The sequence below is a fragment of the Bacillus sp. CH_70 genome, from assembly GCF_038007045.1.
Classification (GTDB): domain Bacteria; phylum Bacillota; class Bacilli; order Bacillales; family Bacillaceae_G; genus Bacillus_A; species Bacillus_A cereus.
Genome location: NZ_JBBOWL010000001.1, coordinates 1,747,419 through 1,770,331 on the forward strand (window position 1 = coordinate 1,747,419; position 22,913 = coordinate 1,770,331).

Here is a 22,913-nt window from a genome sequence, read left to right on the forward strand (position 1 = left end):
ATATAAATCCCAATACTCCTGTAGTTACCAGAAAGACAAACAAAAAACACCATCTCAAATAAGTGAGGATGGTGCTGTTACAGGAAAAGGGAAACAGAAAACGGAGCTAATAAAAAAACCGCCAAAAAAGGAATATCATAAAAAATGATATCTCTTTTTTGTAGATAGCTCTTCATACGTACACGTCTGTACATATGACAGTTCTGTTTCTATTCGAAAACAGCCCCAATTGATAAATGCAGAGAAACTTATCAATTTCGGCAATACTTCCTTTCATCTAAGTTCATAGACATCTCTGTGTCTCCATTAGAATACTCATAAGTATCGCAACCTCTATCTCACGTTTTAGGCGAGAGTGTTTGATTTATGAAGTTGTTGGTAACATTTGTTTTATAATAATTTAAATTTTTCGGGGAATCAAGTGTTTTATATATATTTTAAAAATTTTTTCTTTATTCTGAGGAAGTTTGTGAAAAATGTAGCAAAATAAATTCATTGCATGTACATTAAACTTATAGTGCATAGGAGGTGGGAGAATGAAAAGGAAACAGCCTATTTATGTTGCGACAAAAATGAACACGACAATGGGAAAATTATGGGAATATACGCAAGAACCAGATATACATACAGAGTGGGATGCTCGCTTTACTGAAATTTCGTATTTAGAGAAAAAAGAAGGAGAACCACAGAAGTTTTTGTATAAAACAAAGATTGGATTTGGGCTTGAAATAGCTGGAGAAGGGGAATCAATAGGTGAAATAAGAAAAGAAACTGGTGAAAGAATTTCTTCTTTAAAATTTTGGACGGATAATACATTATCTCTTATTCAAATAGGACGTGGTTATTGGAAGTATACGCCGAATAAAGAATACATCCATTTTGAGACACAATATGATTATGATACAAGATTTGGTCGTATAGGAAATGTGATAGATTCCTATATTTTTCGTCCGTTATTAGGTTGGGCGACTGCTTGGAGTTTTGATGCCTTAAAATTATGGTTAGAAAAGGGGCTTCATCCTAGGTTACTAATTAGAAGAACAATGACGTATTGGCTCGTATGTTTTTTATTTGCTTTTGTATGGATATATCAAGGGATAGTGCCAAAACTACTTTTTACTCATTTAGAAGAAGTAAAGATGCTTTCTGTATTAATCGGTTCAAATGAAAATAGTGTATATATACTTAAAATAATTGGGGTGTTAGAAATAATTTTCGGTGTTGTATGGCTGTTGCCAATAACAAAACGAAAATTATTTATACTGCATATTATTGTATTACTAGTTTTAACATTAGCGGCAGGATTTACGAATATTGCAAGCTTTACAGGGCCGTTTAATCCGATTACATTAAATGTTCTTCTAATGGGGTTATCAATTGTCGGTTATATAAATAGTTTCGATTTACCAAGAGCGAAAAATTGCAATAGGGCGAGAAAGGGATAAGTGTATGGCTAATATATATGAACGATTATTAGGGGATACCTATAAAAATCTTCATCCTGAATTGCAGAAGCGTTATGCGATTACAGAAGAGAATAGTTTTACAGGTGAAGGAAAGATGGATGAAATTTACGGTGGCTCTTTTTTCGTGAAATTTATATTAAAAATTGCATCGAAGTTTCGAATGTTTTTCTCGGAACGAGGAGAGGAAATTCCATTTACGATACAAAACATAGCTCAGCGAGATGAATATGGACAAGAATTAGTAAGGTGGAACCGTACTTTTTATTTTCATAATAAGAAAAGATATTTTAATGCAGTTATGCAATTGGATGAAAAAGAAAATGAAATTGTAGATTATTTTGGCGAACCACATTTACTCGTTTCTACACTGCATTTTCATATCGATGAGTTAGGTGCAATGCATATTTCTTCAAAGAAACAATGGTTTTATATGTTTGGAAGAAAAATTCCGTTACCAAAATTTTTGTATGGTGAAGCAAAAATTGTTGAAAGTTATGATGATGAACTACAATGTTTTCGAATTCATGTACAAGTACGAAACCCGTTAATTGGCTCGCTTTTTTCATATAAGGGAACATTTATGGAAAGGAACTAAACGATATGAAAAATATAATATTTGGGCTTGCTTGTTATGTTGTTTTTCTATTATGTGAGCGGTCGAATACAAATCCTGTTGAAGCAATTATATTATTATCTGTTTTATTATTTATACCAATGTCACTTTGTATTATTGATAAAAGAAAAAGAGATGGATCTTATTTATTATTTTATAAATTCGTATCGTTTTTATATCCAATCGCAGCAATTTGTGCAATGCTAGCTTTCGTCACAAATTACAATGTATTTGCGCTAGTTTGGTTTGTATATACAGGAATTGTTGCGTTATTTGGTGTAAGTAGATTGCTAGAAAGAGGATGGAAGCCGTTAGAAGAGATCGCCATAGATAGTGCGTTTATTTATTTGTTTTTAGGTGGTTTTTGGTTTTTTGCTTCAGTAGCAAAACTTTCAATTATGCATTTTAGCTCTGACATTGTTTTACTCACAGCAGCGCATTTTCATTATTCGGCGTTTCTATTGCCATTATCAGCTGGTTTAATAGGGAGAAAAAGAGAAAAGAGAAGTAAAGTATACGATGCTATTATGTTTATAATCATGATTTCACCTATGACAGTTGCAATAGGAATTACATACTCGAGAATATTTGAATTTTTTGCAGTGCTCCTATATTTATGTGCGATTTATGGATATGGATTTTACGTTTGGAGAGCAAAATTTAATGCTATCAGTGCAAAGATTCTTTTAATCGTTTCGTCTAGTACACTCATGGTTACAATTATGTTCTCACTTATATACTCATACGGGAATTTGAAGCATGTAATGACGATTGCAATTGCTCAAATGGTTTGGATTCACGGTGTTTTCAACGGAATTGGAGTAGCGTTACCGGCATTTGTCGGCTGGATGATCGAAAAGAGTGTTCCGAATTATAAATACTATGGGAAACCAATGAGTAAATTAAGAGGAAGTGTGGCAATTGGTGAGGCTTTTTTATATAGCGGCAATTTAGTAGGCAGTAAGGAATACAACGGTTTAGTTGATCAAATAACTGATTTTCATAGTGAGTCATTTGACGTGACGAAGGTACCTTTAAGTATTATTCGTTTTTATGAAAATACAACAGAGTATGAGTTGCAATCAAATATTAAATGGGCTCGTTGGTTCCGCCTATTTGCATTTTGTTATGAGAAAATGAGCAACCATGTAGGACAAATACATTTAGGAATGGGCGACAAGTGGGAAACGATGCATGGCTCTATCATTGGTGTAATGGATGAGGAAGATGGAAGAGAGAATGTAAGGGCTTGGCTAAGGAAAAATGAAGCAGGTGAATCTATTTTTGTAGCTCTTTATTCAAAGCATACAGATAAGGATGATACATATATGAATATCGCCTTGCCTTTACCTTATTCGAATATGACTGGTATTTTGAGGCTATGTAATGATAATCATGATTTAATTATTACTAGTAAGTTAAGAGAAAATGGCCAGGGAGATGAGGGGATTTATTTACATACTCGGTTCTTAACAATCCGTTTACCGTTAGCAGAGACTTTCATCATTACAGAGGGTAAGGATAAAATGTTAACAGCTCATCATAGCATGTGGCTATTTGGACTTGAATTTTTACATATTCATTATAAGATTGAAAAAATTGCACAGAAGTAAGAAAGGCTTGGAGGGGTTTCCAAGCTTTTTTATGTATGGGTAATTGTCATAGAAATTTGTTTATTTAGCTCATTATCCCAAACACGTTGAATTTCAAAAGTGCCTGTTTCAAAAAATAATGGGAATCTTTCTTTAAACCAAGTTTGCATAGGTAGCTTTAGTGCTGTATCGATTGGTATCCATAATAATTCACCCTCAGGAGGATTCAAAAGAAGTTCACCTTCAAATGAGTCTGTCCAATAGTTAAATACCATATATCGAACATTATCTTTCGGATTGACATATTCATCTAATCCTTTAAAAGTTAAATTGGAAACAAGTAATCCAGTTTCTTCTTTTACTTCTCTTATAGCGGCTTGAACGATACTTTCGGGGAAATCTACTTTGCCGCCAGGAGCGATGTAGCCAGGGAAACCTCGATGGCTGGGGCGTTTTATGAGTAAAATTTCATTGTTACGTTGGATCATACACATTGTATAGATCTGATGTTCGATGTTATGTGAATTTGGAGGCATAATGATGTATTCTCCTTTATATTTTTTTGATAATTTTACCATAACATAATTGTTTCTTATATAATTAGAAATGGAATGTTATAAATTTTCAGTTATATATTATAAATTCTATAGTCATTCGAAAAGAGGGGAGAGACATGCAAGGAGAAATACAAAAGGAGAAAAATTTGGGTTATGTTGGTAAATTATTATTACCGGTTAAAGTATCACCACACTTTAAATTTTTATGGATTGGACAATTACTCTCGGTCTTAGGTAGTTCGATAACTATGGTCATACTCCCAGTTGTTGTGTATTCATTAACTGGTTCAACAGTTGTAATGGGGATGACGATGGCAATGTACATGCTACCTAATATTCTTGCCTTACCGTTTGCGGGTTTAGTTGTAGACCGAATTGATCGGGTTAAATTAATGTTATTTACGGATATAATCCGCTGTATATTAATGCTATTACTTGCATCGCTTATATTTATGGATTTATTAACAATTACGATTTTATATATTCTCGTTGCCATATACGGACTTATGGAAGGGGTATTCCAACCAGCATATTCTGCTGTAAGGGCGAAAGTATTCGTCCCTGAAATTCGTAATGCAGCTAACGCACTCACTCAAATGAGTAATCAAGGTATACGATTAATTGGGCCAGCACTTGGTGGGTTAATCGTATCGGTTGCATCTGCAGGGATAGGTTTCGGACTAGATGCAGCAACGTACTTATTATCATTTTTATGTTTATTATTTTTAAAAGAAATTAAGTTTAAAAAAGTAAAGTCTATTGAAAAGAGTAACATTGATTACAAACAAGAGTTTATGGCAGGTGTTTTCGTTTTAAAAAGTCATCCTTGGCTATGGATTACAATTTTAGTCTTTTCTTTTATAAATATTTGTTATGCCGGCATTATCGTCGTATTAATTCCATGGTTATTTAATGTTCATCATCATTTTGAAGCTTACGTGTATGGACTTGGCATGGCCTTTTCTGGTGGTGGAGCTGTAATTGCTGCATTAATATTTGGTGGGAAAGAGCGGTGGCAGAAGAGAGGATTACTGGCTTATGGAGGTGTTTTAATTAGTGGGATTGCTTTATTAATTATGCCATTCATTTCTTGGGCACCTGCTTTAATATTCTTAATGGCAATTGAAGGATTCGGCATGATGATATTTGGACTCATTTGGGAAACGAGTTTACAGGAGCTTGTACCAGAAGAAGCGTTCGGAAGAGTGGCAAGCCTTGATATGTTGGGTTCTTTTGCTTTATTACCATTAGGGTACGTAGTTGTAGGCTGGTTAGCTACTGTCATAGGTGGCGAGATAACTATTATAACACTAGCTAGTTTAGTAATTTTAACAATTGGAATCGCATTGTCTGTACCGAGTATTCGTCGATTTAATTGATTATATGGGAAAAGAGGGCTAGACCTATATAGAAAATAACTTAGCATATAATCAACTAGTATTAATAAAACATCTTTGTAATGAAAAGCCTTCCATACATATTTGGCACAAAAAAATTAGTATGGAAGCAACAAAATTAGAAATCACAAAAGAAGTGACGGAAGCGATACAAGCAGGTTTCAAAAAAGAAGAATAAGCCCTAAAGAAATTAGGACTTATTCTTCATTAAATACAAATGTTTGTTTCATTTTTTTACCTTCATTTACCGGATGGCCGTTATAAGAGAAATTCTTTTCTTCCCAAGTGATCACAACTTTAAAATTATGACTATTAAAGTCTAATGGGAATACCATGTAGTCAAAGCTTGTATGACTTTTAGAAATATTTTCATTAGGTGTAGTAGGTTTAAAGGTAGCCTTAGAGGTAGGATTGTTATCAAGTATTTCCACGGATACGTTTGATACATCATGACCGATGTTTTTTACGAGTAAACTATACGTATCAAATACACCTTGTTTCGGCTGGATTGCTTGCTTGTTTGAGTTATGAGATTTATCAATTTCGACATACCATTGTTTAGACTTTGATGCAATCGGTAGTGACTGAAATGTGTAAGCACTAGCTTGCATTGGTAGTGCTAAACATATAAGCGTAAAGAGAGTTAATATTTTTCGTTTCATTTTTTGAGAGCTCCCATTCTTTAATGGATTTACTTGTTATTATCTTCTTTTTATGAGTTAATATACCATATAATGTAAAGTGGTTGTTGTGAGTAGTGAATCAATATCTTATTCACTACTCTTATAGCTAGCATAATTACGTATGAAGTAAGAAAGAATAAATTTGTTTTTTCTATACTTAGATTACTGCCCTTTTTAAAAGGGCTATTTTTACGTTTTAATAAAAAGAATATACTAAGAATTCTGTATAAATTATTTATTTTAATGTAGTTAAATGTGCTTGTATATGTGAAATTAGAGAGGGAAGCTGTGTAGAGATGTTTCTACACAGCTATTTAGGATATGAAAAAATTACCAAAAATATGTTAAAATAACATTGTCATACAACAAGGGGGCTTTGTTTTATGGAAAATGTACATCTTGCTAAAGTAGATTTAACGAAAAAAATTGAATCAAAATCTAAGTACAACAAGAAACTCGAAAAATATCAAAGGCGCTTATTAGCATTACAGCAAATTTTGAAAGAAGAAAAAATCGCGGTTATGCTTGTTATGGAAGGATGGGATGCGGCTGGTAAAGGTGGGGCAATTAAGCGGGTGACGGAACATCTTGACCCACGTGGGTTCCAAGTAAATCCAATTGGAGCACCTGCACCTCATGAAAAACGTTACCATTATTTGCAACGTTTCTGGCGCAAAATTCCACAGTACGGGCAAATCACCATTTTTGATCGCTCATGGTACGGTCGTGTGTTAGTTGAGCGTGTTGAAGGATTTGCTACAAAGGAAGAGTGGATGAGAGCATATGATGAGATTAATGATTTTGAAAAACTACTAACAGATGACCATTACATAATAGGGAAGTTCTTCTACCATATAAGTAAAGAGGAACAGTTAAAGAGATTTAAAGATAGAGAGAAAAATCCTTTGAAAAGATGGAAAATTACAGACGAAGATTGGCGTAATCGTGAAAAATGGGATGAATATGTTGAAGCAATGGAAGACATGTTTGAAAAAACAAGTAAGCCAAATGCGAAGTGGCATATTATTGAAAGTAACGATAAATTGTATGCCCGTGTGAAAACGTTAAAAATCATTATTTCATTCATTGAGGATTATTTCTTAGAACATGGTATAGAATTGCCTTCTTATTATTATGAAATGAAAGAGGATATTGAAGTTTTGCAAGATGTAGGTGTTAAAGAGTAAAAAAGAAAATGGTCCTGTGAATTGGTGAAACCAAATTATGGGGCTTTTTTATTTAGAAACATTTTACAATTAACAGAATAAGGTATATAATCAATAATCATATTAACATTGTTAATATGATTATTGATTATATACTATGTGGGGGTTTTACTTTGAAGGGAAGAGATGTTGTTTTAGGTTTATTAATGCAAAAGGAATTGTCTGGTTACGATATTAAAATTGTGTTTGAAGACGTATTTACTCATTTTTTTGATGGAAGTTTTGGAATGATTTATCCAACGTTACGACAATTGGAGAATGAAGGGAAAATAAAAAAAGAGGTTGTCATGCAAGAGGGAAAACCGAATAAGAAAATGTACTTTATTACAGATGAGGGGCGTGAAGAATTTTATCAATACATGCAGACACCTGTAGAGAAGGATGTTTTACGTTCGGATTTTTTAATGAGAATGTATTTTGGTAACTATAGTGATGATGTAACAATAAAAAAATGGATTAAAGATGAAATTGAAAGAAAAGAAGCGTACATTGCAGATCTTCGATTGAAATATGAAAAGTGGAGAGTAGGTATTACTTTCGTCGAAGAAATTTCACTAGATGTAGGTATTGCATCGTATAGTGCACAAGTGGAGACTTTGAAGAAAAAATTAGAAGAGTTAGAGGCGAAAGAAAACAATAAAACAGAAGAATGAAAAACGCGTTCACAATAAATAAAGGGGTATATAAAGATGGAGCAATCAAAGGGTATTAAGATTGTCTTTTTAATGTGTCTAGGTATCTTTCTTTGTATGATTGATACGACAATTATGAATATAGCTTTACCGGCAATACAATCGAGTGTAAATACTTCGTTAGAAAAGATGTCTTGGGTATTAAATGTTTATACAATGACGATTGCAGTACTTGCCATTCCGTTAGGGCGGATAGCTGATATCTTTGGAAAAGCAAAGATGTATATTCTTGGTCTGGTGATTTTTGGTGGTGGATCGGTACTTTGCGCTTTTGCTAATACAGGTGATTTTCTTATTTTTTCTCGTTTTATACAAAGTATTGGGGCAGCGATTTTATTTCCAACAAGTATGGTAATTGGTGTATCAGCTATGCCATTAGCTAAGAGGCATGTTGCGCTTGCAATTTTAGGAGTAACACAAGGATTGTCAGCTGCTATGGGACCAGTAATAGGTGGAATTATTACGCAACATTTAGGATGGAGATGGGTGTTCTTCGTTAATGTTCCGGTTTGTATAATAGGAATCGTGTTATGTTGCATCATGCTACAAATAAAAAATGAAGAACGTATTATCTCAAAAATAGATTGGATAGGACTACTATTAAGTAGCACAGCAATTTTTTCATTTACTCTCATATTAGTAAAAGGTAATACATGGGGATGGCAAAGTAATATTGCTTTGTCTTGTTATGCAATTAGCACTATTTCTCTTATTCTATTTGTTTTAGTAGAACGAAAGATTCATAATCCAATGGTGAATTTAAAGTTATTTCAAGATCGAATGTTTGTCGGAGCGTCTATCGTTGTTATATTAAGTAATTTATTTTTAATTGGAGTTACTGTATTGCTTCCAACGTTCTTGACGAAACTACAAGGTCGAACGGAAATTGAAGCGGCTTTTTTAGTGACACCTATTTCAGCAATGATATTTTTTGTCTCACCAGTTGCAGCAACTTTAATTAAAAAACTCGGAAAAGTAACTATTATTTTGTCAGGATTTCTTATTATGGGGCTTTCCTACTATTGGTTGCAAATGATTGATGTTCATTCAACAAATATAGAAATTATTATTCCATGTATGATATTAGGTGTTGGATATGGTTTAGTAGTGGGGCCAATTACAGTTTTAAGTGCGTCTTCGTTTGAAGGAGAATTGTTAACTGCTTCTCAAAGTGTTGTATCAATGTTACGACAAGTCGGAATTGTATTGGCAGTCGCAATATTTGTCTCTAACTTAACTCACAATTTAACTGTAAATAAAGAAAAAGTATATCGTTATGCAGAAGAAAAGGTGCGTACTATTCATGTGAATAGTGCTGAGCAAACTGAAATTTTACAAATGACTAAAGAAAAAATAGAGAATCAAAGTTTAGAGTCGAATATAAATAAGAAACAAAATGCAATGACAATGGGATTAAGTAAAGAGAAAAAGGAAGAATTGATTCGCGACAAGACGGATGAAATATTAAGAAAAGTTCCAGTAGAGTATAGAGATGTAAAAAGAGAAGAAGTTATGAGGCAAGTGACAAAAGAAGTTGAAAAACAAGAGGAAAGTATAAAGAAAGAGGTACTCACATTTTCAAATGATGTGAATCATTATGCCAAGAATCAGATGGCTATGAGTTTTACAGATTTATATAAAGCAAGTGTGCCAATTATTTTAATTTGTGCTTTCGTAAGTTTGTTGTTTTGGGAAGGGAAAGCTTTGAGTAAAAAGAGAAGGGGAAGATTAGTAGAAGAAGCGTAAAGAAAAACAGGCTATAGCAGCCTGTTTTTTTCATTGTTTTCTCCTTGCATATTGTGAATAGTAGTATTTTTAATATAGCATGGGATAAGTCGAGTATGATTAGAAAGTTTTTTAGAATGAAAGGAAGGAATGGAAAATGCCATTGAATATGTAACGTTATACATAGTACATTAACAAGAGGATTAATTTTAAAAGGAGGATGGGGAATTGCTAGATAAGGCAGGGGCTTTAATAGATAATCATGTGTACACAGAAGAAGAGCAACAAAAACTATACAAACGAACGTTAATAATCGTCAGCATTTCACAAATGTTTGGCGGTGCAGGACTAGCTGCTGGTATTACAGTGGGAGCACTTCTTGCGCAGCAAATGCTTGGAACAGATGCATTTGCAGGATTACCAACTGCTATGTTTACATTAGGATCGGCATTAGCAGCTTTCATAGTAGGGAAGCTTTCGCAACGATATGGACGCCGGATAGGTCTTGCAACAGGGTTTATAGTAGGCGGATTTGGAGCAATTGGTGTTGTAATGGCAGCTTTAACAAATAGTATTATTCTTTTACTTATTTCTTTACTTATATATGGTGCCGGTACAGCCACAAATCTACAAGCTCGTTATGCAGGTACAGATTTAGCAGATAAGAAGCAGAGAGCAACGGCTGTTAGTATTACGATGGTAATGACGACTTTCGGTGCAGTTGCAGGACCAAATTTAGTAGGGGTAATGGGAAGTTTTGCTCATTCAATTGGAGTTCCTAAACTTGCAGGTCCGTTCATACTATCGGCAGCAGCATTTATACTGGCGGGTCTAGTTCTTTTTGTTATGCTTCGTCCAGATCCTTTGATTATTGCTAACATTATAGAAAGATATAAACAGGAACATACATATAAAGGACAACCAATAACAGAAGAAGCGAAAGAAAATAAACGAGGTATTACAGTTGGAGCAATCGTAATGATACTTACGCAAATAGTGATGGTTGCGATTATGACGATGACGCCAGTTCATATGGGACACCACGGTCACGGTTTAAGTGCAGTAGGACTTGTGATAGGTTTTCATGTAGGTGCAATGTATCTTCCATCTCTCGTTACAGGAATGTTAATTGATAAAATTGGCCGAACTACAATGAGCATAGCTGGTGGAGTGATTTTACTTGCAGCGGGTGTCATAGCTGCGATAGCGCCAAGTGATTCTTTATTATTATTAATCGTTGCTCTGTCTTTACTTGGGCTAGGATGGAACCTCGGATTGATAAGTGGTACAGCACAAATCGTTGATTCCACAACACCGTCTACACGTGCTAAAACACAAGGGAAAATAGATGTTTTTATTGCGCTAGCTGGAGCTTCTGGTGGAGCAATGTCAGGTATGGTAGTAGCGAATTCAAGTTATGCGGCATTGTCATTGGCTGGAGGCGTGTTAGCGTTATTACTTATTCCTGTTGTGATATGGTCTCGAAAAGGGGCAAGAAATTAAATGAAAAAGAGGTTCTAGTTACTGACTAGAGCCTCTTTTTATACACTTAAATTAAATTCCACTCTACAATAAGCCCTAAATGCGTAAGTCCGCCACCAAATCCGTATAGTAAAAGTGTGTCTCCGTTATTTAATTTCCCTTCTTTTATAGCTAAATTTAAAGCGAGTGGAATGGTGACTGAAGAGGTATTCCCCATATATTCCACGCTCGTTAATGTTTTTTGTATTGGAATTTGAGATTTTTCGCAAATAGATTCGATCATTCGTAAGTTAGCGCTGTGGGGTATGAACCAGTCTATATCATCTACTTGCATATTTACGGTATGTAATAAATTTTTTATGCCTTTTGGTACTGTGCGTGTTGCCCATTTATATACTTCTCTTCCATTTTGAACGATTTTTTCATTTGTTTGCAGTGATGTGCCATTCATAGTAGTAGATAAGTTTGTTCTATATAGATGAATGCCGCCATCACCGTTTGTTCCCATGTGAGCAGCGATAAAGCTTTGGGTGTTTTCATCTCTTTCTAATAAAATAGCTCCAGCACCATCACCGAATAAAATACAGGTCGTTCTATCGGTATAATCAGTAACTTTAGATAATATCTCTGTCGCTACGACAAGTACTTTTTCATGTGATCCAGAAGTGATTAAGCTATTACCGACGTGTAGTCCATATGTAAAACCAGCACAAGTTGCATTTAAATCAAAAGCTAGTGTATGAGGTATGTTGAAGTATTGTTGTATTTGGCAAGCAACACTAGGGAAAACGTAATCAGCAGTAGTAGTAGCGACAATGATACAGTCGACATCTTCTAAGTTTTTCTTATATGTTGTACATAAATTTTCAATTGCTTTAATGGCTAAGTTTGAGGAGTATTCTTCGTCGCTAGCGATTCTTCTTTCCTTTATTCCTGTTCTTTGTACAATCCATTCATCATTCGTATGGACCATCTTTTCTAAATCGTTATTAGACAATATTTGATCTGGAACATAAGTACCAATTGCAGTAATACGAGATTTAGAATGCATAGGAACATCTCCTAACTTTTATTTTTATAACCTGATACTAATATCAGGTTATAAAAATGTCAATAAAGATTTTTGTTGTATTAAAACGATAATACTTAACTTACTATGAAGGAATTTGGCGAGTGCTGTAAAAATAATATACGAGAAGTTTCTAAAATTGATAATGAAGGGAGTTAAGCTCCTTGAAAAGGATTTTACACATGTTTCCTGTCGTCATCATTTGTAGCTTTATTCTTATTATTTTTCCTGAGAAATCTTATGCTTGTGATTGTATTAAAGTATCAACAGAAGATGCATTTCAAAAAAACGATGTAGTGTTTGAGGGAAAAGTAATTGAGGTTGGAAGGAAAGAAGGGGTTGGAACTGAAGTGTTATTTGAAGTGAAGAAAATTTGGAAAGGGACAACTTCTTCGCAAATTATCGTATATACAAAGGGTGGTGATTGTATGTTTCGCTTTGTAGAAGGAGGAGAGTACTTAGTATTTTCTACTCAAAGAGGATCAGAAAAACAATTATACACAAATAGTTGTAGTGGAACGAAGAGATTGGATGAGGCAGGGGCGGACAAAGCAGCTTTAAGTCAAATTGCAAAAGAGTCTGTTCCGACGAAGAAAGTGGATTTAAAAGGTGAGATGGTGAGCGGTTTAAATTGGCGGCAAGTTGCTATTATTTCCATTGGTTTGTTATTGATGATTGTTTTTGTTATTTTTATTGTGAGAAAAACTCGCAAAAAATGACGATTAAAGTAAAAATATAAAGATTTTCTTTAGTGTGATATAGGTTGTTAAACCTTGTGAAAGCGAATTACTTATGCTACACTTTATGTAACTTAAAATGAACGGAGGGGCTTCCTTTGATCTTAATCAGATTACGTCTCAATACTTTGTGCCAATAATTGAATAGCGCTCAAAGGCTCTGTCTGTGTACAGAGTGAACGGGATTGGTCTGCCTATTTTAAAGGAACCCTTTATTAAGCTTATATGTGAAAAAGAGGGAGGGACGAATACGCCCTCTTTTTGTTTTGCCTTTATAAATAGAATGGGATTGTATAGGTGAACACTTATTGTGGATACGTATACAATCTTGGGACTTTTTGACTATAAAATAGGATGAAAGCATAGCTTTCTTCTATTTCTTTGGTGAACCCTTATCCGTTTACGAAAACACAGGCAGCGACCTGTGTTTTTTATTTTACGTAATCGAAATGGAGGAATAAATATATGGAAGAAGTATTACAAAGAGCAGTTTTAGTTGGAGTAAATTTAGGTAATGAAGATGATTTTGGATATTCGATGGAAGAGTTAACAAATCTTGCGGAAGCTTGTGATGTAGAGGTAATTGGGCAAGTAACGCAAAATTTACAACGAGTAAATCCATCGCATTATATCGGAAAAGGAAAGATTGAAGAAGTAGCAGCGTATGTACAAGAAATAGATGCGAATATGGTCATCTTTAATGATGAATTATCTCCTTCACAAATTCGAAATTTAGAAGAGGATTTAGATTGTAAGGTAATTGATCGTACCATTTTAATTTTAGATATTTTTGCGCAACGTGCGAAAACGAAAGAAGCACAGCTACAAGTAGAAGTAGCACACCTTCAGTATATGATGCCTCGTTTAATCGGTCTTCGTGAATCGTTAGGGAGACAGAGTGGCGGCGTTGGTACGAAAAATAAAGGTGTCGGTGAGAAGAAGTTAGAGTTAGACCGTCGTAAAATTGAAGAACAAATTTCAGTTTTGAATAAAGATTTAGAAGCGCTCGTTGCCCAGCGTCAAACGCAGCGAAAGCAACGTAAGAAAAATGAAATACCTGTTGTAGCATTAGTAGGTTATACGAATGCAGGAAAGTCAACGACGATGAATGCAATGCTTGAAATTTATAATGGTACAGAAGAAAAGCAAGTATTTGAAAAAGATATGTTATTCGCGACGTTAGAAACATCTGTACGAAATATTGATTTACCAGATAATAAATCATTCTTATTAACAGATACAGTTGGATTTGTAAGTAAATTACCACATCATCTTGTGAAAGCGTTCCGTTCAACGTTAGAAGAAGTAGCGGAAGCGGATTTACTTATTCACGTCGTAGATTACGCAAATCCAAATTATGAACAATTAATTGATATTACAAATGAAACATTAAAGAAAATTGGAGTAGAAAATATTCCAACGATCTATGCTTATAACAAATCAGATATGGTGGATGTTGAAATTCCGAAAGTACAAGAAGATCGTGTTTATTTATCAGCGAAGAAACATGTTGGCATTGAAGAGCTGGTAGAAATGATTCGCTCCCATATTTATAAAGAATATACGAAGTGTGAAATGTTAATTCCATATGATCAAGGACAGGTAGTTTCGTATTTCAATAATCATGCACACGTTTTATCTACGAGTTACGAAAACGAAGGTACGAAATTAGAGGTAGAATGTAAGACGAGCGATTACGAGAAGTATAAGCATTTTGCAATTTAATGTAAGAGGCAACCCAGTATGTGATTGGGTTGTCTTTTTTTGTACTGTTTTACCGCTGAAAGTTACAAGGATGCAAGCCAATGACGGGAGTTAAGTTATATTTCTGGAAAAAGAAATGAAAGCAGTATAGAATGGAAATGTTTCAAAAGTCAGAATTTATTACACCTACTGTAATAAATATATATTTTGTACAGAAAGGGGAGATTCACATATGCAGGCAGTTTCACACAAAAAAACTGTAGAAACACCGACAATATATCGAATTTTATTTGCGATTAGCTTTGGGCATTTTTTAAATGATTCGATGCAAGCAGTTGTGCCGGCGTTGTTTCCTATTTTGGAAAAAACGATGAATTTATCCTATATGCAAGTAGGGTGGATTGCGTTTGCATTAAATATGACGTCATCGATTATGCAACCGGTGTTTGGTATGTATTCAGATAAGAAGCCGTCACCATTTTTATTACCACTCGGCATGTTTTCAAGTATGCTTGGAATGATTGGACTCGCGTTTGCACCAAACTTTATTATTGTTATTATTTCTGTTTTATTTATTGGTTTAGGTTCCGCAGTCTTTCATCCAGAAGGCGCTCGTGTTGCGTATATGGCGGCAGGTGCAAAACGAGGGTTAGCGCAAGCGATTTATCAAGTTGGGGGAAACACGGGGAATTCTTTAGCTCCAATTTTTACAGCGCTAATTTTCGTTCCGCTCGGTCAAATTGGTTCATTAGGTTTTACAGCATTTGCAGCAGTAGGAATTGTATTATTAATTTTCGTATCGAATTGGTACAAAAATGAATTAGCAACCGGCGCTGTAAGAAGGAAAAAGAGAGCTGCGCTTGAGGCGGAAAATGCAATTGTAAGTACACACATTAAATTCGTTATTATACTTCTTGTTTTTCTTACTTTTGTACGCTCTTGGTACGGTGCTGGTATCGGGAATTTCTATCAATTTTACTTAATAGAGCATTACGGTTTATCTATAAAAAATGCACAGTATTTCGTATTCGCATTTATGATTGCTGGTGTGTTAGGAACTTTCTTCGGAGGACCGTTAGCAGATCGATTCGGTAAGAAAAAGATAATTGTATTTTCAATGCTTGGCTCAGCTCCACTTGCACTTTTATTACCTCACGTTTCGCTCGTGTGGGTTGTACCGTTATTTTTATGTATTGGTTTTATTAGTTCAAGTAGTTTTAGTGTAATTGTTGTATATGCACAAGAGCTTGTACCTGGAAAAGTGGGAATGGTGTCAGGATTAATCGTAGGTCTTGCGTTTGGACTTGGAGCATTAGGTGCAGTAGTTCTTGGGAAATTAGCAGATATATATAGCCTGCAATTTATTATGCTATTATGTAGTTGTCTACCATTAATTGGACTCACTTCATGGTTACTGCCAAGTGATAAGAAAACGATAGAATAGGGGATGCGCTATGAAATTGTGTGAAAACGTTACGGAATTAATAGGAGATACACCTGTCGTCCGATTATCTAAATTTATTCCGGAAGACGCAGCAGATGTGTATGTGAAACTAGAAATGTTTAATCCATCGCGCAGTGTGAAAGACCGTGCTGCTTATAATTTACTTCACGTTGCAGAAGAAAATGGTCTCATCAAACCAGGAGATACAATTATTGAACCGACAAGCGGGAATACAGGGATTGGTTTAGCGATGAATGCAGCAGCTAAAGGGTATAAAGCGATTTTAATTATGCCAGATAATATGTCAAAAGAGCGTATTAATTTATTGAAAGCATACGGAGCAGAAGTAGTTTTAACACCAGCAGAACAAAGAATGCCAGGAGCAATTGCGAAGGCGTTAGAATTGCAAAAGCAAATACCGAATAGTTTTATTCCGCAACAATTTGAAAACCCAGCTAATCCGAATATTCACCGTTATACGACTGCGCTTGAAATTTACGAACAAATGGATGGAGAGCTGGACGCTTTTGTTGCGACGGCAGGAACAGGCGGAACGATTACAGGGACTGGTGAAACGTTAAAAGAGAAATTACCAAACTTATATATTGCAGTAGTGGAACCGAAAGGATCACCCGTTTTATCAGGTGGTGTGCCAGGTCCTCATAAACTAGTAGGAACAAGCCCAGGGTTTATCCCGAAAAACTTAAATACAGAAGTGTATAACGAAATTATTCAAATTGCAGACGAAGAGGCTTTAACGACAATGAGAAACTTAGCTAGACAAGAGGGATTATTAGTTGGGCCGTCTTCTGGAGCATCTGTTTACGCTGCAATCATGATAGCGAAACGTCTAGGCGCTGGTAAAAAAGTTTTATGTATTGCGCCTGATACAGGTGAACGTTATTTGAGTATGGGGTTATTTGAATAAAAAGGATAGAAGCACCTTAATAGTGAATAGCTGCTATTAAGGTGTTTGTTTTATGGAATGAAGAGGGGAGAAGAACAATGAAACTATTAAAACCAACCCATGAATATAGTGAGCATATTACAGCGTATAGACACGCGTTTTTAAACTCAGGGGAACAACCACATGGAAGTAGTTCTTTACAAAACTTTGATTCTCTTGATGAATGGTTTGAAAAAGTGAGTAAACAAGAACTAGGAGAAAATTTACTAGCTAATCGAGTGCCATCTAGTCAGTTTTTAAGTTTTGAAAAAGGGGAACTTATAGGTTTTGTGAATATTAGACATAGATTAAATCCAGAATTATTACGGGAAAGCGGTCATATTGGATATAGTGTCCATCCAAATAAACGTCGCCACGGTTACGCTACGAAACAACTACAACTTGCATTAGCTGAAGCGCAAAAATTAGGATTGCAGAAAGTATTAATAACTTGTGATGAATCCAATATCGGTTCTGCTAAAACGATTCAAAAGGTTGGCGGTGTGTTAGAAAATGAAGTAGTTTCTTCTCGTACTGGTGAAGTTATTCAGCGCTTTTGGATAGAAATATGATGTAGTAGGAATTTGAAAAGGTAATGCAAGCTGTAATATCGAAATGGATAAGTAAAATATAGGGGATTACTGCAATTTTAGGGGGAAATGAAATGGGATTAAAAGAGAAAGCGATAGAGATGTCAGAGATTTATAGGAAAAATCCGAAAGTAGAAGCTATTATTTTAGCGGGTTCAGTAGCTAGAAAGCTTGAAGATGAACATTCAGATATAGAATTACATATTTTATGGTCAACACCGCCGGAAGATGAGGATCGTAGGGCCCCTATTTATCATATTGATGGGAAAATATTATCGTATCATCCGTATGAGGAAGAAGAATGGTCGGAAACGTATTTAACGAAAGAGGGAATTAAATTAGAGATTAGTAACTTTTTAACAGAGACAGTAGAGAAAGTGATTTCGGATGTGGTGGATCAATATGATATAAGTTATGAAAAACAATGTGTTGTATCATCCATTCATGATGGTGTTAGTTTGTATGGAGAAGGGAAAGTGAATGAATTAAAAGAAAAAGTAGCGGCATATCCAGATGAACTAGCAAAACGGATGATTTCAGAAAATCTATGGTTAAGTAATCGTTGGCACAATCGAAAGGCGCTTTTAAAACGGAAAGATTGGCTTATGCTTTATGATGTTATTTGCGAAGTACAAAGGAACGTATTCGGTGTTTTATTTGGTTTGAATAAAATGTATGTACATCATCCAGCGTTTAAATGGATGCCTAATAATGTGGAACGAATGACTATTAAACCTGAAAATTTATATGAACGTATGGCGGACACATTAATAGGGAGTCCAGATAATAGTGTGCAGGAGTTAGAGTTGCTAATAGAAGAAGTGTTGCAACAAGTTCATACATACGCGCCAGGAGTAAATGTGGATGAGCAAGAAAAATCTATTTTTTATTTTGTGAAATAGAAAATAGTAATAAGGGGGAAGTTATGGGTTTTTTTAATAGGTTTTTTAAAAAAGTTGAAAAAGTAAATGAGCAAGAAGCTACTCTTCATGAATTAAGTGAAGAATTGTATGTTGAATCACCGGTAGAGGAAGCGACTAGTTACTGGGTATCAATGGCACAAAATATAATTGTTAATGCTGTAAAAGCGGCTGACAATGATGTGGAACGTGCCTTCGTGTTATTGAATTTGAAGAAAGGTGAGGCTTCATTTGATATTTTTTATCAAATAAATGGGCAATTGTATTTCTGGAATCAGCTAGAAAATGAGACGATAAGAAATAGAATTCAGAACGAGTTGTTACCGCAAGCTCCAGAAGTTTCAAATGCAGTAAATGAGCAATTTCGTGGAGCTGATCACCCTATAATTTCGTTCGCACAATTGCAGTTTGAATGGGAAACGAAAGCCTGGTTCTCACATATAATTTGGGAAGATAGCCTTGCTGCTCAATTGCCCAAAACTCAAATTCTAAATGAATGGTTTCGTGTAATTAAAGAAGAAACGAAAAATAGACCACTGGATAGTGATGCGAAATTTTCTTGGTATCCATCAAACTCTTAAAAAATGAATACAGAGAGACAGGTTATGTTTCTAGATGATTTGTATTATTGAATAAGTATCAATAATACGTAATTCTTTTTCTATTGCCTGTTAGAATTCGTTATGTACTAAGCTACTTGTTTTCTAAACTAAAACTTATATTTCGAATTTTGAAATAGATTGTAATACATAAAAATTCGAAATATAAGTTGACACTATTTTTAATGTGTGATAAAAATGATAGTAATCAATTCGGAAAATAATATTTGGGCAATGAAAGGGTATAGTAGTGAATATCTCCCTATTTCAGAGAGCTGATGGTTGGTGTGAATCAGTATATAGATTATTCATGAAGTTCGTCCTGGAGCATCTTTCATAAATCTCACATTATGAGGAAATGAAAGACGGTAGTTTATACCGTTATCAAATAAAGTGGTGAAGATTTTTTCACAACTAGGGTGGTACCGCGATATTTATCGTCCCTACGTATTTACGTAGGGACGTTTTTTATTTAGGTCCTAACTTTGGTGTGTCTTCATAACTAGGGTGGTACCGCGATATTTTATCGTCCCTACGTTTTTGCGTAGGGGCGTTTTTATTTAGGTGGTTTCTTAGTGTTCTTCACAACTAGGGTGGTACCGCGATATTTTTGTCGTCCCTACGTATTTACGTAGGGACGTTTTTTTATTAGGGAGGAAGTGAACGTATTAGAAAAGAGTATTGATAGAACAATATAAATACCGAATTGTAACAAAGAAAAAGAGATAGAGAGGAGATTAACAAATGAATTCACAGCAATGGACATCGAAATTAGGTTTCGTATTAGCTGCAGCAGGTTCGGCAATTGGTCTTGGGGCGATTTGGAAATTCCCATATATGGCCGGCATTGGAGGAGGCGGAGCGTTCTTCCTAATTTTCATCGGTTTCACATTATTAATTGGTTTACCGCTATTATTAGCTGAATTTGTTATTGGAAGAAGTACACAAAAAGAGGCTGTCGATGCATATAGAGAGATTGCTCCTAAAACGTTATGGCCTTGGTTAGGTAAATTAGGAATTGTAACATGTTTCATATTACTTTCTTTCTACAGTGTTGTAGGAGGCTGGATTTTATTATATTTATGGAATGCAATTACAGGTAGACTATGGGAAGGAAATGGAGCATACGAAGCTACGTTTGGTGAAATCATTTCCAATCCATATTTAGCAGTTGGATCACAGCTATTATTCATCCTGATTACTATTTTCATCGTAAGTAAAGGTGTACAAAATGGTGTTGAAAAAGTAAATAAATATTTCATGCCAGCATTATTCGTTTTATTCTTTGTATTAATCGTTCGTGCACTTACATTAGATGGTGCTGGAGAAGGCGTTCGTTTCTTCTTACAACCTGATTTCTCACATGTAACATCAGAAGTTATATTATACGCAATGGGGCAATCGTTCTTCTCATTATCTGTCGGGGTAGCCGTTATGGTAACGTATAGCTCGTACTTACCGAAAGAAGAAAGCTTACCACGTTCAGCATTTTCTATCGTAGCCTTAACTCTTGTTATTACATTACTTGCAGGACTTGCAATTTTCCCAGTTGTGTTCGCATTTGGAATGGAACCATCTCAAGGGCCGGGACTATTATTTATCGTGTTGCCAGCTATTTTCAGTAAAATGGCGTTCGGAAAATTATTCTTCATTGTTTTCTTATTACTATTCTTCTTCGCTACGATTACATCAGCAATTTCGATGTTAGAAATTAGTGTTGCATCGTTAACATCAAAAGGTAAAGGGAAACGTGAAAAAATGGCCTTAATCGTAGGGTTATTAATCTTCGTTGTTGGGGTACCATCAGCATTATCATTCGGTATATTAAGTGATCTGAAGATTTTCGGGAAGACAGTCTTTGATTTAGCGGACTATGCAGTAAGTAACGTATTAATGCCACTTGGTGTATTATTAGTTTCTATCTTTGTTCCTTTAAAAATGAAGAAAGATGTATTAATGAAAGAGCTAGGTGTAAGTAAAAATAAAGGTTATAAACTATTCGTATTATGGTTATTCTTACTTCGTTATATCGCACCAATTGCGATTATTATCGTATTCTTAAATGTACTTGGCATTATATAAAAAGAAAGGTAGCGTATCATACAAAGATACGCTACCTTTTTATTTTGCTCTTTTTTGCAATTCATTTACTGTTACGAACTGATAGCCCTTCTTAGATAAAGAATCTAAAATACCTTCAATCGTTTGTAAATTTTCATTAGACTCATCATACATAGAGTGCAGTAAAATGATAGAACCTGGTTTTACATTTTTATTAACGTATTTAATTTTATCAGCCGCAGATTTATAAAAAGTATCGGGCTCAAGATCCCATGTGATTGTTTCGATATTGTTTTTATTTAAATAATATGGCAGCCCTATTAACTTCTTACCGTTAGGGGGCCTAAAATCAATTTCGTCTGTAAATCCTGTTTGGCGGATTAATGAATTCGTTTTTTCTATTTCATCTTTAATAAAAGAAGGTGTTTTGAAAACCATTCTATTATGAGAATATGTATGGTTTCCAAGTTGGTGCCCAGATTGCGCGATAGCTTCTCCTAACGATAAATTTTGCTCTAATTCATTTCCAATTAAAAAGAAAGTAGCTTTAGCGTTGTATTTATCTAGTAGCGGTAATATTTGTTTTACATTGTTAGTAGGGCCATCATCAAAAGTTAAAGCAATCACTTTTTCATTTGTTTCTACGCGTTGTGTTAAATCTCCAAATAATTGAAAGCTTCTTGCGTTCATCAATTTGTATGTTCCGAATAATGCCGTGATAATAAAGAATAGTGTAACGATTGTAATGATAATTTTTTTCTTCATAATGTAACCTCACAATGATTTTTAATTCAGTTAAAAAGTATTATATCAAACTAAGTAATTTCGTGCTTTAAGAAGGGTGTGGATGCAAGGAGAAGGAATTTATCATATAATAAAATGCAAAAGGTATATTAGGAGGTGTTTATATGGCGATTATAATTCAATTGCCAGACACTGCAACGTCTCATGCAAAGCCAAGTATGGAAATGGCGATACTTTGCGTGAGGTAGACAAGTAATATACAATCGCCTATATGAGCTCGTATCATTTTTTATATTTGGCTTTGCACCTTATTGAAATGAACCATAAAAAATAAGGGGCGAGCAGAAATGAAATACGTAAAAGCTAATGCTGTTTTACCAGAGAGTTTAATTACCGAAATTCAAAAGTATATACAAGGTGAAACAATTTACATTCCGAAACAAGAAACGAAACATTATAAATGGGGTACACGATCTGGCGGAAGAAAACAACTAGATGAAAGAAATAAAGCAATTAAAGAAGCGTTTAAAAGTGGGATTGCTATTCATCAACTTGCAGAAGAATATTTTCTTTCTGGGGAAACGATTAAAAAGATTGTGTATTCTAAATAAGAGGAAAAGAGTCTGATTCATATATTACTTTGAATCAGACTCTTTTTGTTTTATG

Annotated in this window: 21 protein-coding genes, 1 riboswitch and 1 other annotated feature; of the genes, 17 read left to right on the forward strand and 4 right to left on the reverse strand. The window is 34.7% G+C overall.

What is annotated here, in order from left to right:
• Nucleotides 1–157: 157 nt before the first annotated feature.
• Nucleotides 158–344: riboswitch (Lysine riboswitch) on the reverse strand.
• Nucleotides 345–536: 192 nt separating this feature from the next.
• Genes N2V79_RS09050 through N2V79_RS09060 form a run of 3 tightly spaced genes read left to right on the forward strand, consistent with a single transcriptional unit; the run spans nt 537 to nt 3,692 of the window.
• Nucleotides 537–1,445, forward strand: a complete 909-nt coding sequence (locus tag N2V79_RS09050; protein ID WP_089170781.1) for a DoxX-like family protein — start codon at nt 537–539, stop codon at nt 1,443–1,445.
• Between the two features lie 4 nt (nt 1,446–1,449).
• A complete protein-coding gene (locus N2V79_RS09055) occupies nt 1,450–2,061 on the forward strand; it encodes a DUF4166 domain-containing protein (protein WP_327886892.1) in 612 nt (203 codons plus the stop codon).
• A 5-nt stretch (nt 2,062–2,066) separates the two neighbouring features.
• Nucleotides 2,067–3,692, forward strand: coding sequence for a YndJ family protein (locus N2V79_RS09060; RefSeq protein ID WP_327886891.1), 1,626 nt, complete (start codon nt 2,067–2,069; stop codon nt 3,690–3,692).
• A gap of 29 nt (nt 3,693–3,721) precedes the next feature.
• Here the strand turns inward: N2V79_RS09060 and N2V79_RS09065 are convergent, their stop codons facing one another.
• Nucleotides 3,722–4,207 carry an 8-oxo-dGTP diphosphatase gene (locus N2V79_RS09065; protein ID WP_197241824.1) on the reverse strand — a complete coding sequence of 162 codons (486 nt, stop codon included), beginning with the start codon at nt 4,205–4,207 and terminating at the stop codon, nt 3,722–3,724.
• A 137-nt stretch (nt 4,208–4,344) separates the two neighbouring features.
• Here N2V79_RS09065 and N2V79_RS09070 point away from each other — a divergent pair, with 137 nt between their 5' ends.
• The gene (locus N2V79_RS09070; protein ID WP_340719789.1) at nt 4,345–5,607 is read left to right on the forward strand and encodes an MFS transporter; all 1,263 of its coding nucleotides are present in this window, start codon (nt 4,345–4,347) and stop codon (nt 5,605–5,607) included.
• Between the two features lie 215 nt (nt 5,608–5,822).
• Here N2V79_RS09070 and N2V79_RS09075 read toward each other — a convergent pair whose 3' ends face one another.
• Entirely contained in the window at nt 5,823–6,287 is a 465-nt protein-coding gene (locus tag N2V79_RS09075) for a hypothetical protein (protein WP_000823337.1), read from the reverse strand.
• Nucleotides 6,288–6,691: 404 nt separating this feature from the next.
• On the opposite strand from N2V79_RS09075, the gene N2V79_RS09080 reads away from it, so the two are divergent.
• The 4 genes from N2V79_RS09080 (at nt 6,692) to N2V79_RS09095 (ending at nt 11,454) form a co-directional block, all read left to right on the forward strand.
• A complete protein-coding gene (locus N2V79_RS09080) occupies nt 6,692–7,495 on the forward strand; it encodes a polyphosphate kinase 2 family protein (RefSeq protein ID WP_016124383.1) in 804 nt (267 codons plus the stop codon).
• A 152-nt stretch (nt 7,496–7,647) separates the two neighbouring features.
• The gene (locus tag N2V79_RS09085) at nt 7,648–8,187 is read left to right on the forward strand and encodes a PadR family transcriptional regulator (protein WP_000678346.1); all 540 of its coding nucleotides are present in this window, start codon (nt 7,648–7,650) and stop codon (nt 8,185–8,187) included.
• A 36-nt stretch (nt 8,188–8,223) separates the two neighbouring features.
• A complete protein-coding gene (locus N2V79_RS09090) occupies nt 8,224–9,972 on the forward strand; it encodes an MDR family MFS transporter (protein WP_340719790.1) in 1,749 nt (582 codons plus the stop codon).
• 207 nt (nt 9,973–10,179) lie between these two features.
• On the forward strand, nt 10,180–11,454 hold the full coding sequence (locus N2V79_RS09095; protein WP_000884513.1) for an MFS transporter: 1,275 nt from the start codon (nt 10,180–10,182) through the stop codon (nt 11,452–11,454).
• 46 nt (nt 11,455–11,500) lie between these two features.
• Here the strand turns inward: N2V79_RS09095 and N2V79_RS09100 are convergent, their stop codons facing one another.
• Nucleotides 11,501–12,484, reverse strand: coding sequence for a ketoacyl-ACP synthase III (locus tag N2V79_RS09100; RefSeq protein WP_098127350.1), 984 nt, complete (start codon nt 12,482–12,484; stop codon nt 11,501–11,503).
• A 200-nt stretch (nt 12,485–12,684) separates the two neighbouring features.
• Here N2V79_RS09100 and N2V79_RS09105 point away from each other — a divergent pair, with 200 nt between their 5' ends.
• The 8 genes from N2V79_RS09105 (at nt 12,685) to N2V79_RS09140 (ending at nt 21,524) form a co-directional block, all read left to right on the forward strand.
• On the forward strand, nt 12,685–13,221 hold the full coding sequence (locus tag N2V79_RS09105) for a cobalamin biosynthesis protein CbiN (RefSeq protein ID WP_142238795.1): 537 nt from the start codon (nt 12,685–12,687) through the stop codon (nt 13,219–13,221).
• Nucleotides 13,222–13,704: 483 nt separating this feature from the next.
• Nucleotides 13,705–14,964 (forward strand): GTPase HflX, encoded by a 1,260-nt coding sequence (gene hflX / locus N2V79_RS09110; RefSeq protein ID WP_098127348.1) that lies wholly within the window; start codon nt 13,705–13,707, stop codon nt 14,962–14,964.
• Between the two features lie 211 nt (nt 14,965–15,175).
• The gene (locus N2V79_RS09115; RefSeq protein WP_086406592.1) at nt 15,176–16,387 is read left to right on the forward strand and encodes an MFS transporter; all 1,212 of its coding nucleotides are present in this window, start codon (nt 15,176–15,178) and stop codon (nt 16,385–16,387) included.
• A gap of 10 nt (nt 16,388–16,397) precedes the next feature.
• Nucleotides 16,398–17,315 (forward strand): cysteine synthase A, encoded by a 918-nt coding sequence (gene cysK, locus N2V79_RS09120; RefSeq protein ID WP_000762271.1) that lies wholly within the window; start codon nt 16,398–16,400, stop codon nt 17,313–17,315.
• Between the two features lie 77 nt (nt 17,316–17,392).
• Nucleotides 17,393–17,905, forward strand: coding sequence for a GNAT family N-acetyltransferase (locus tag N2V79_RS09125; RefSeq protein WP_053564776.1), 513 nt, complete (start codon nt 17,393–17,395; stop codon nt 17,903–17,905).
• Between the two features lie 92 nt (nt 17,906–17,997).
• Entirely contained in the window at nt 17,998–18,825 is an 828-nt protein-coding gene (locus N2V79_RS09130) for a DUF4037 domain-containing protein (protein ID WP_265938596.1), read from the forward strand.
• Between the two features lie 23 nt (nt 18,826–18,848).
• Complete coding sequence (locus N2V79_RS09135) at nt 18,849–19,424, forward strand: hypothetical protein (RefSeq protein ID WP_069355396.1); 576 nt, start codon at nt 18,849–18,851, stop codon at nt 19,422–19,424.
• A 243-nt stretch (nt 19,425–19,667) separates the two neighbouring features.
• Nucleotides 19,668–19,890 (forward strand) — a binding site (T-box leader).
• A 296-nt stretch (nt 19,891–20,186) separates the two neighbouring features.
• A complete protein-coding gene (locus N2V79_RS09140) occupies nt 20,187–21,524 on the forward strand; it encodes a sodium-dependent transporter (protein WP_001088187.1) in 1,338 nt (445 codons plus the stop codon).
• A 39-nt stretch (nt 21,525–21,563) separates the two neighbouring features.
• Here the strand turns inward: N2V79_RS09140 and N2V79_RS09145 are convergent, their stop codons facing one another.
• On the reverse strand, nt 21,564–22,268 hold the full coding sequence (locus tag N2V79_RS09145) for a polysaccharide deacetylase family protein (RefSeq protein WP_000726858.1): 705 nt from the start codon (nt 22,266–22,268) through the stop codon (nt 21,564–21,566).
• Nucleotides 22,269–22,594: 326 nt separating this feature from the next.
• Here N2V79_RS09145 and N2V79_RS09150 point away from each other — a divergent pair, with 326 nt between their 5' ends.
• A complete protein-coding gene (locus N2V79_RS09150; RefSeq protein WP_000878325.1) occupies nt 22,595–22,858 on the forward strand; it encodes a CD3324 family protein in 264 nt (87 codons plus the stop codon).
• Nucleotides 22,859–22,913: the final 55 nt, after the last annotated feature.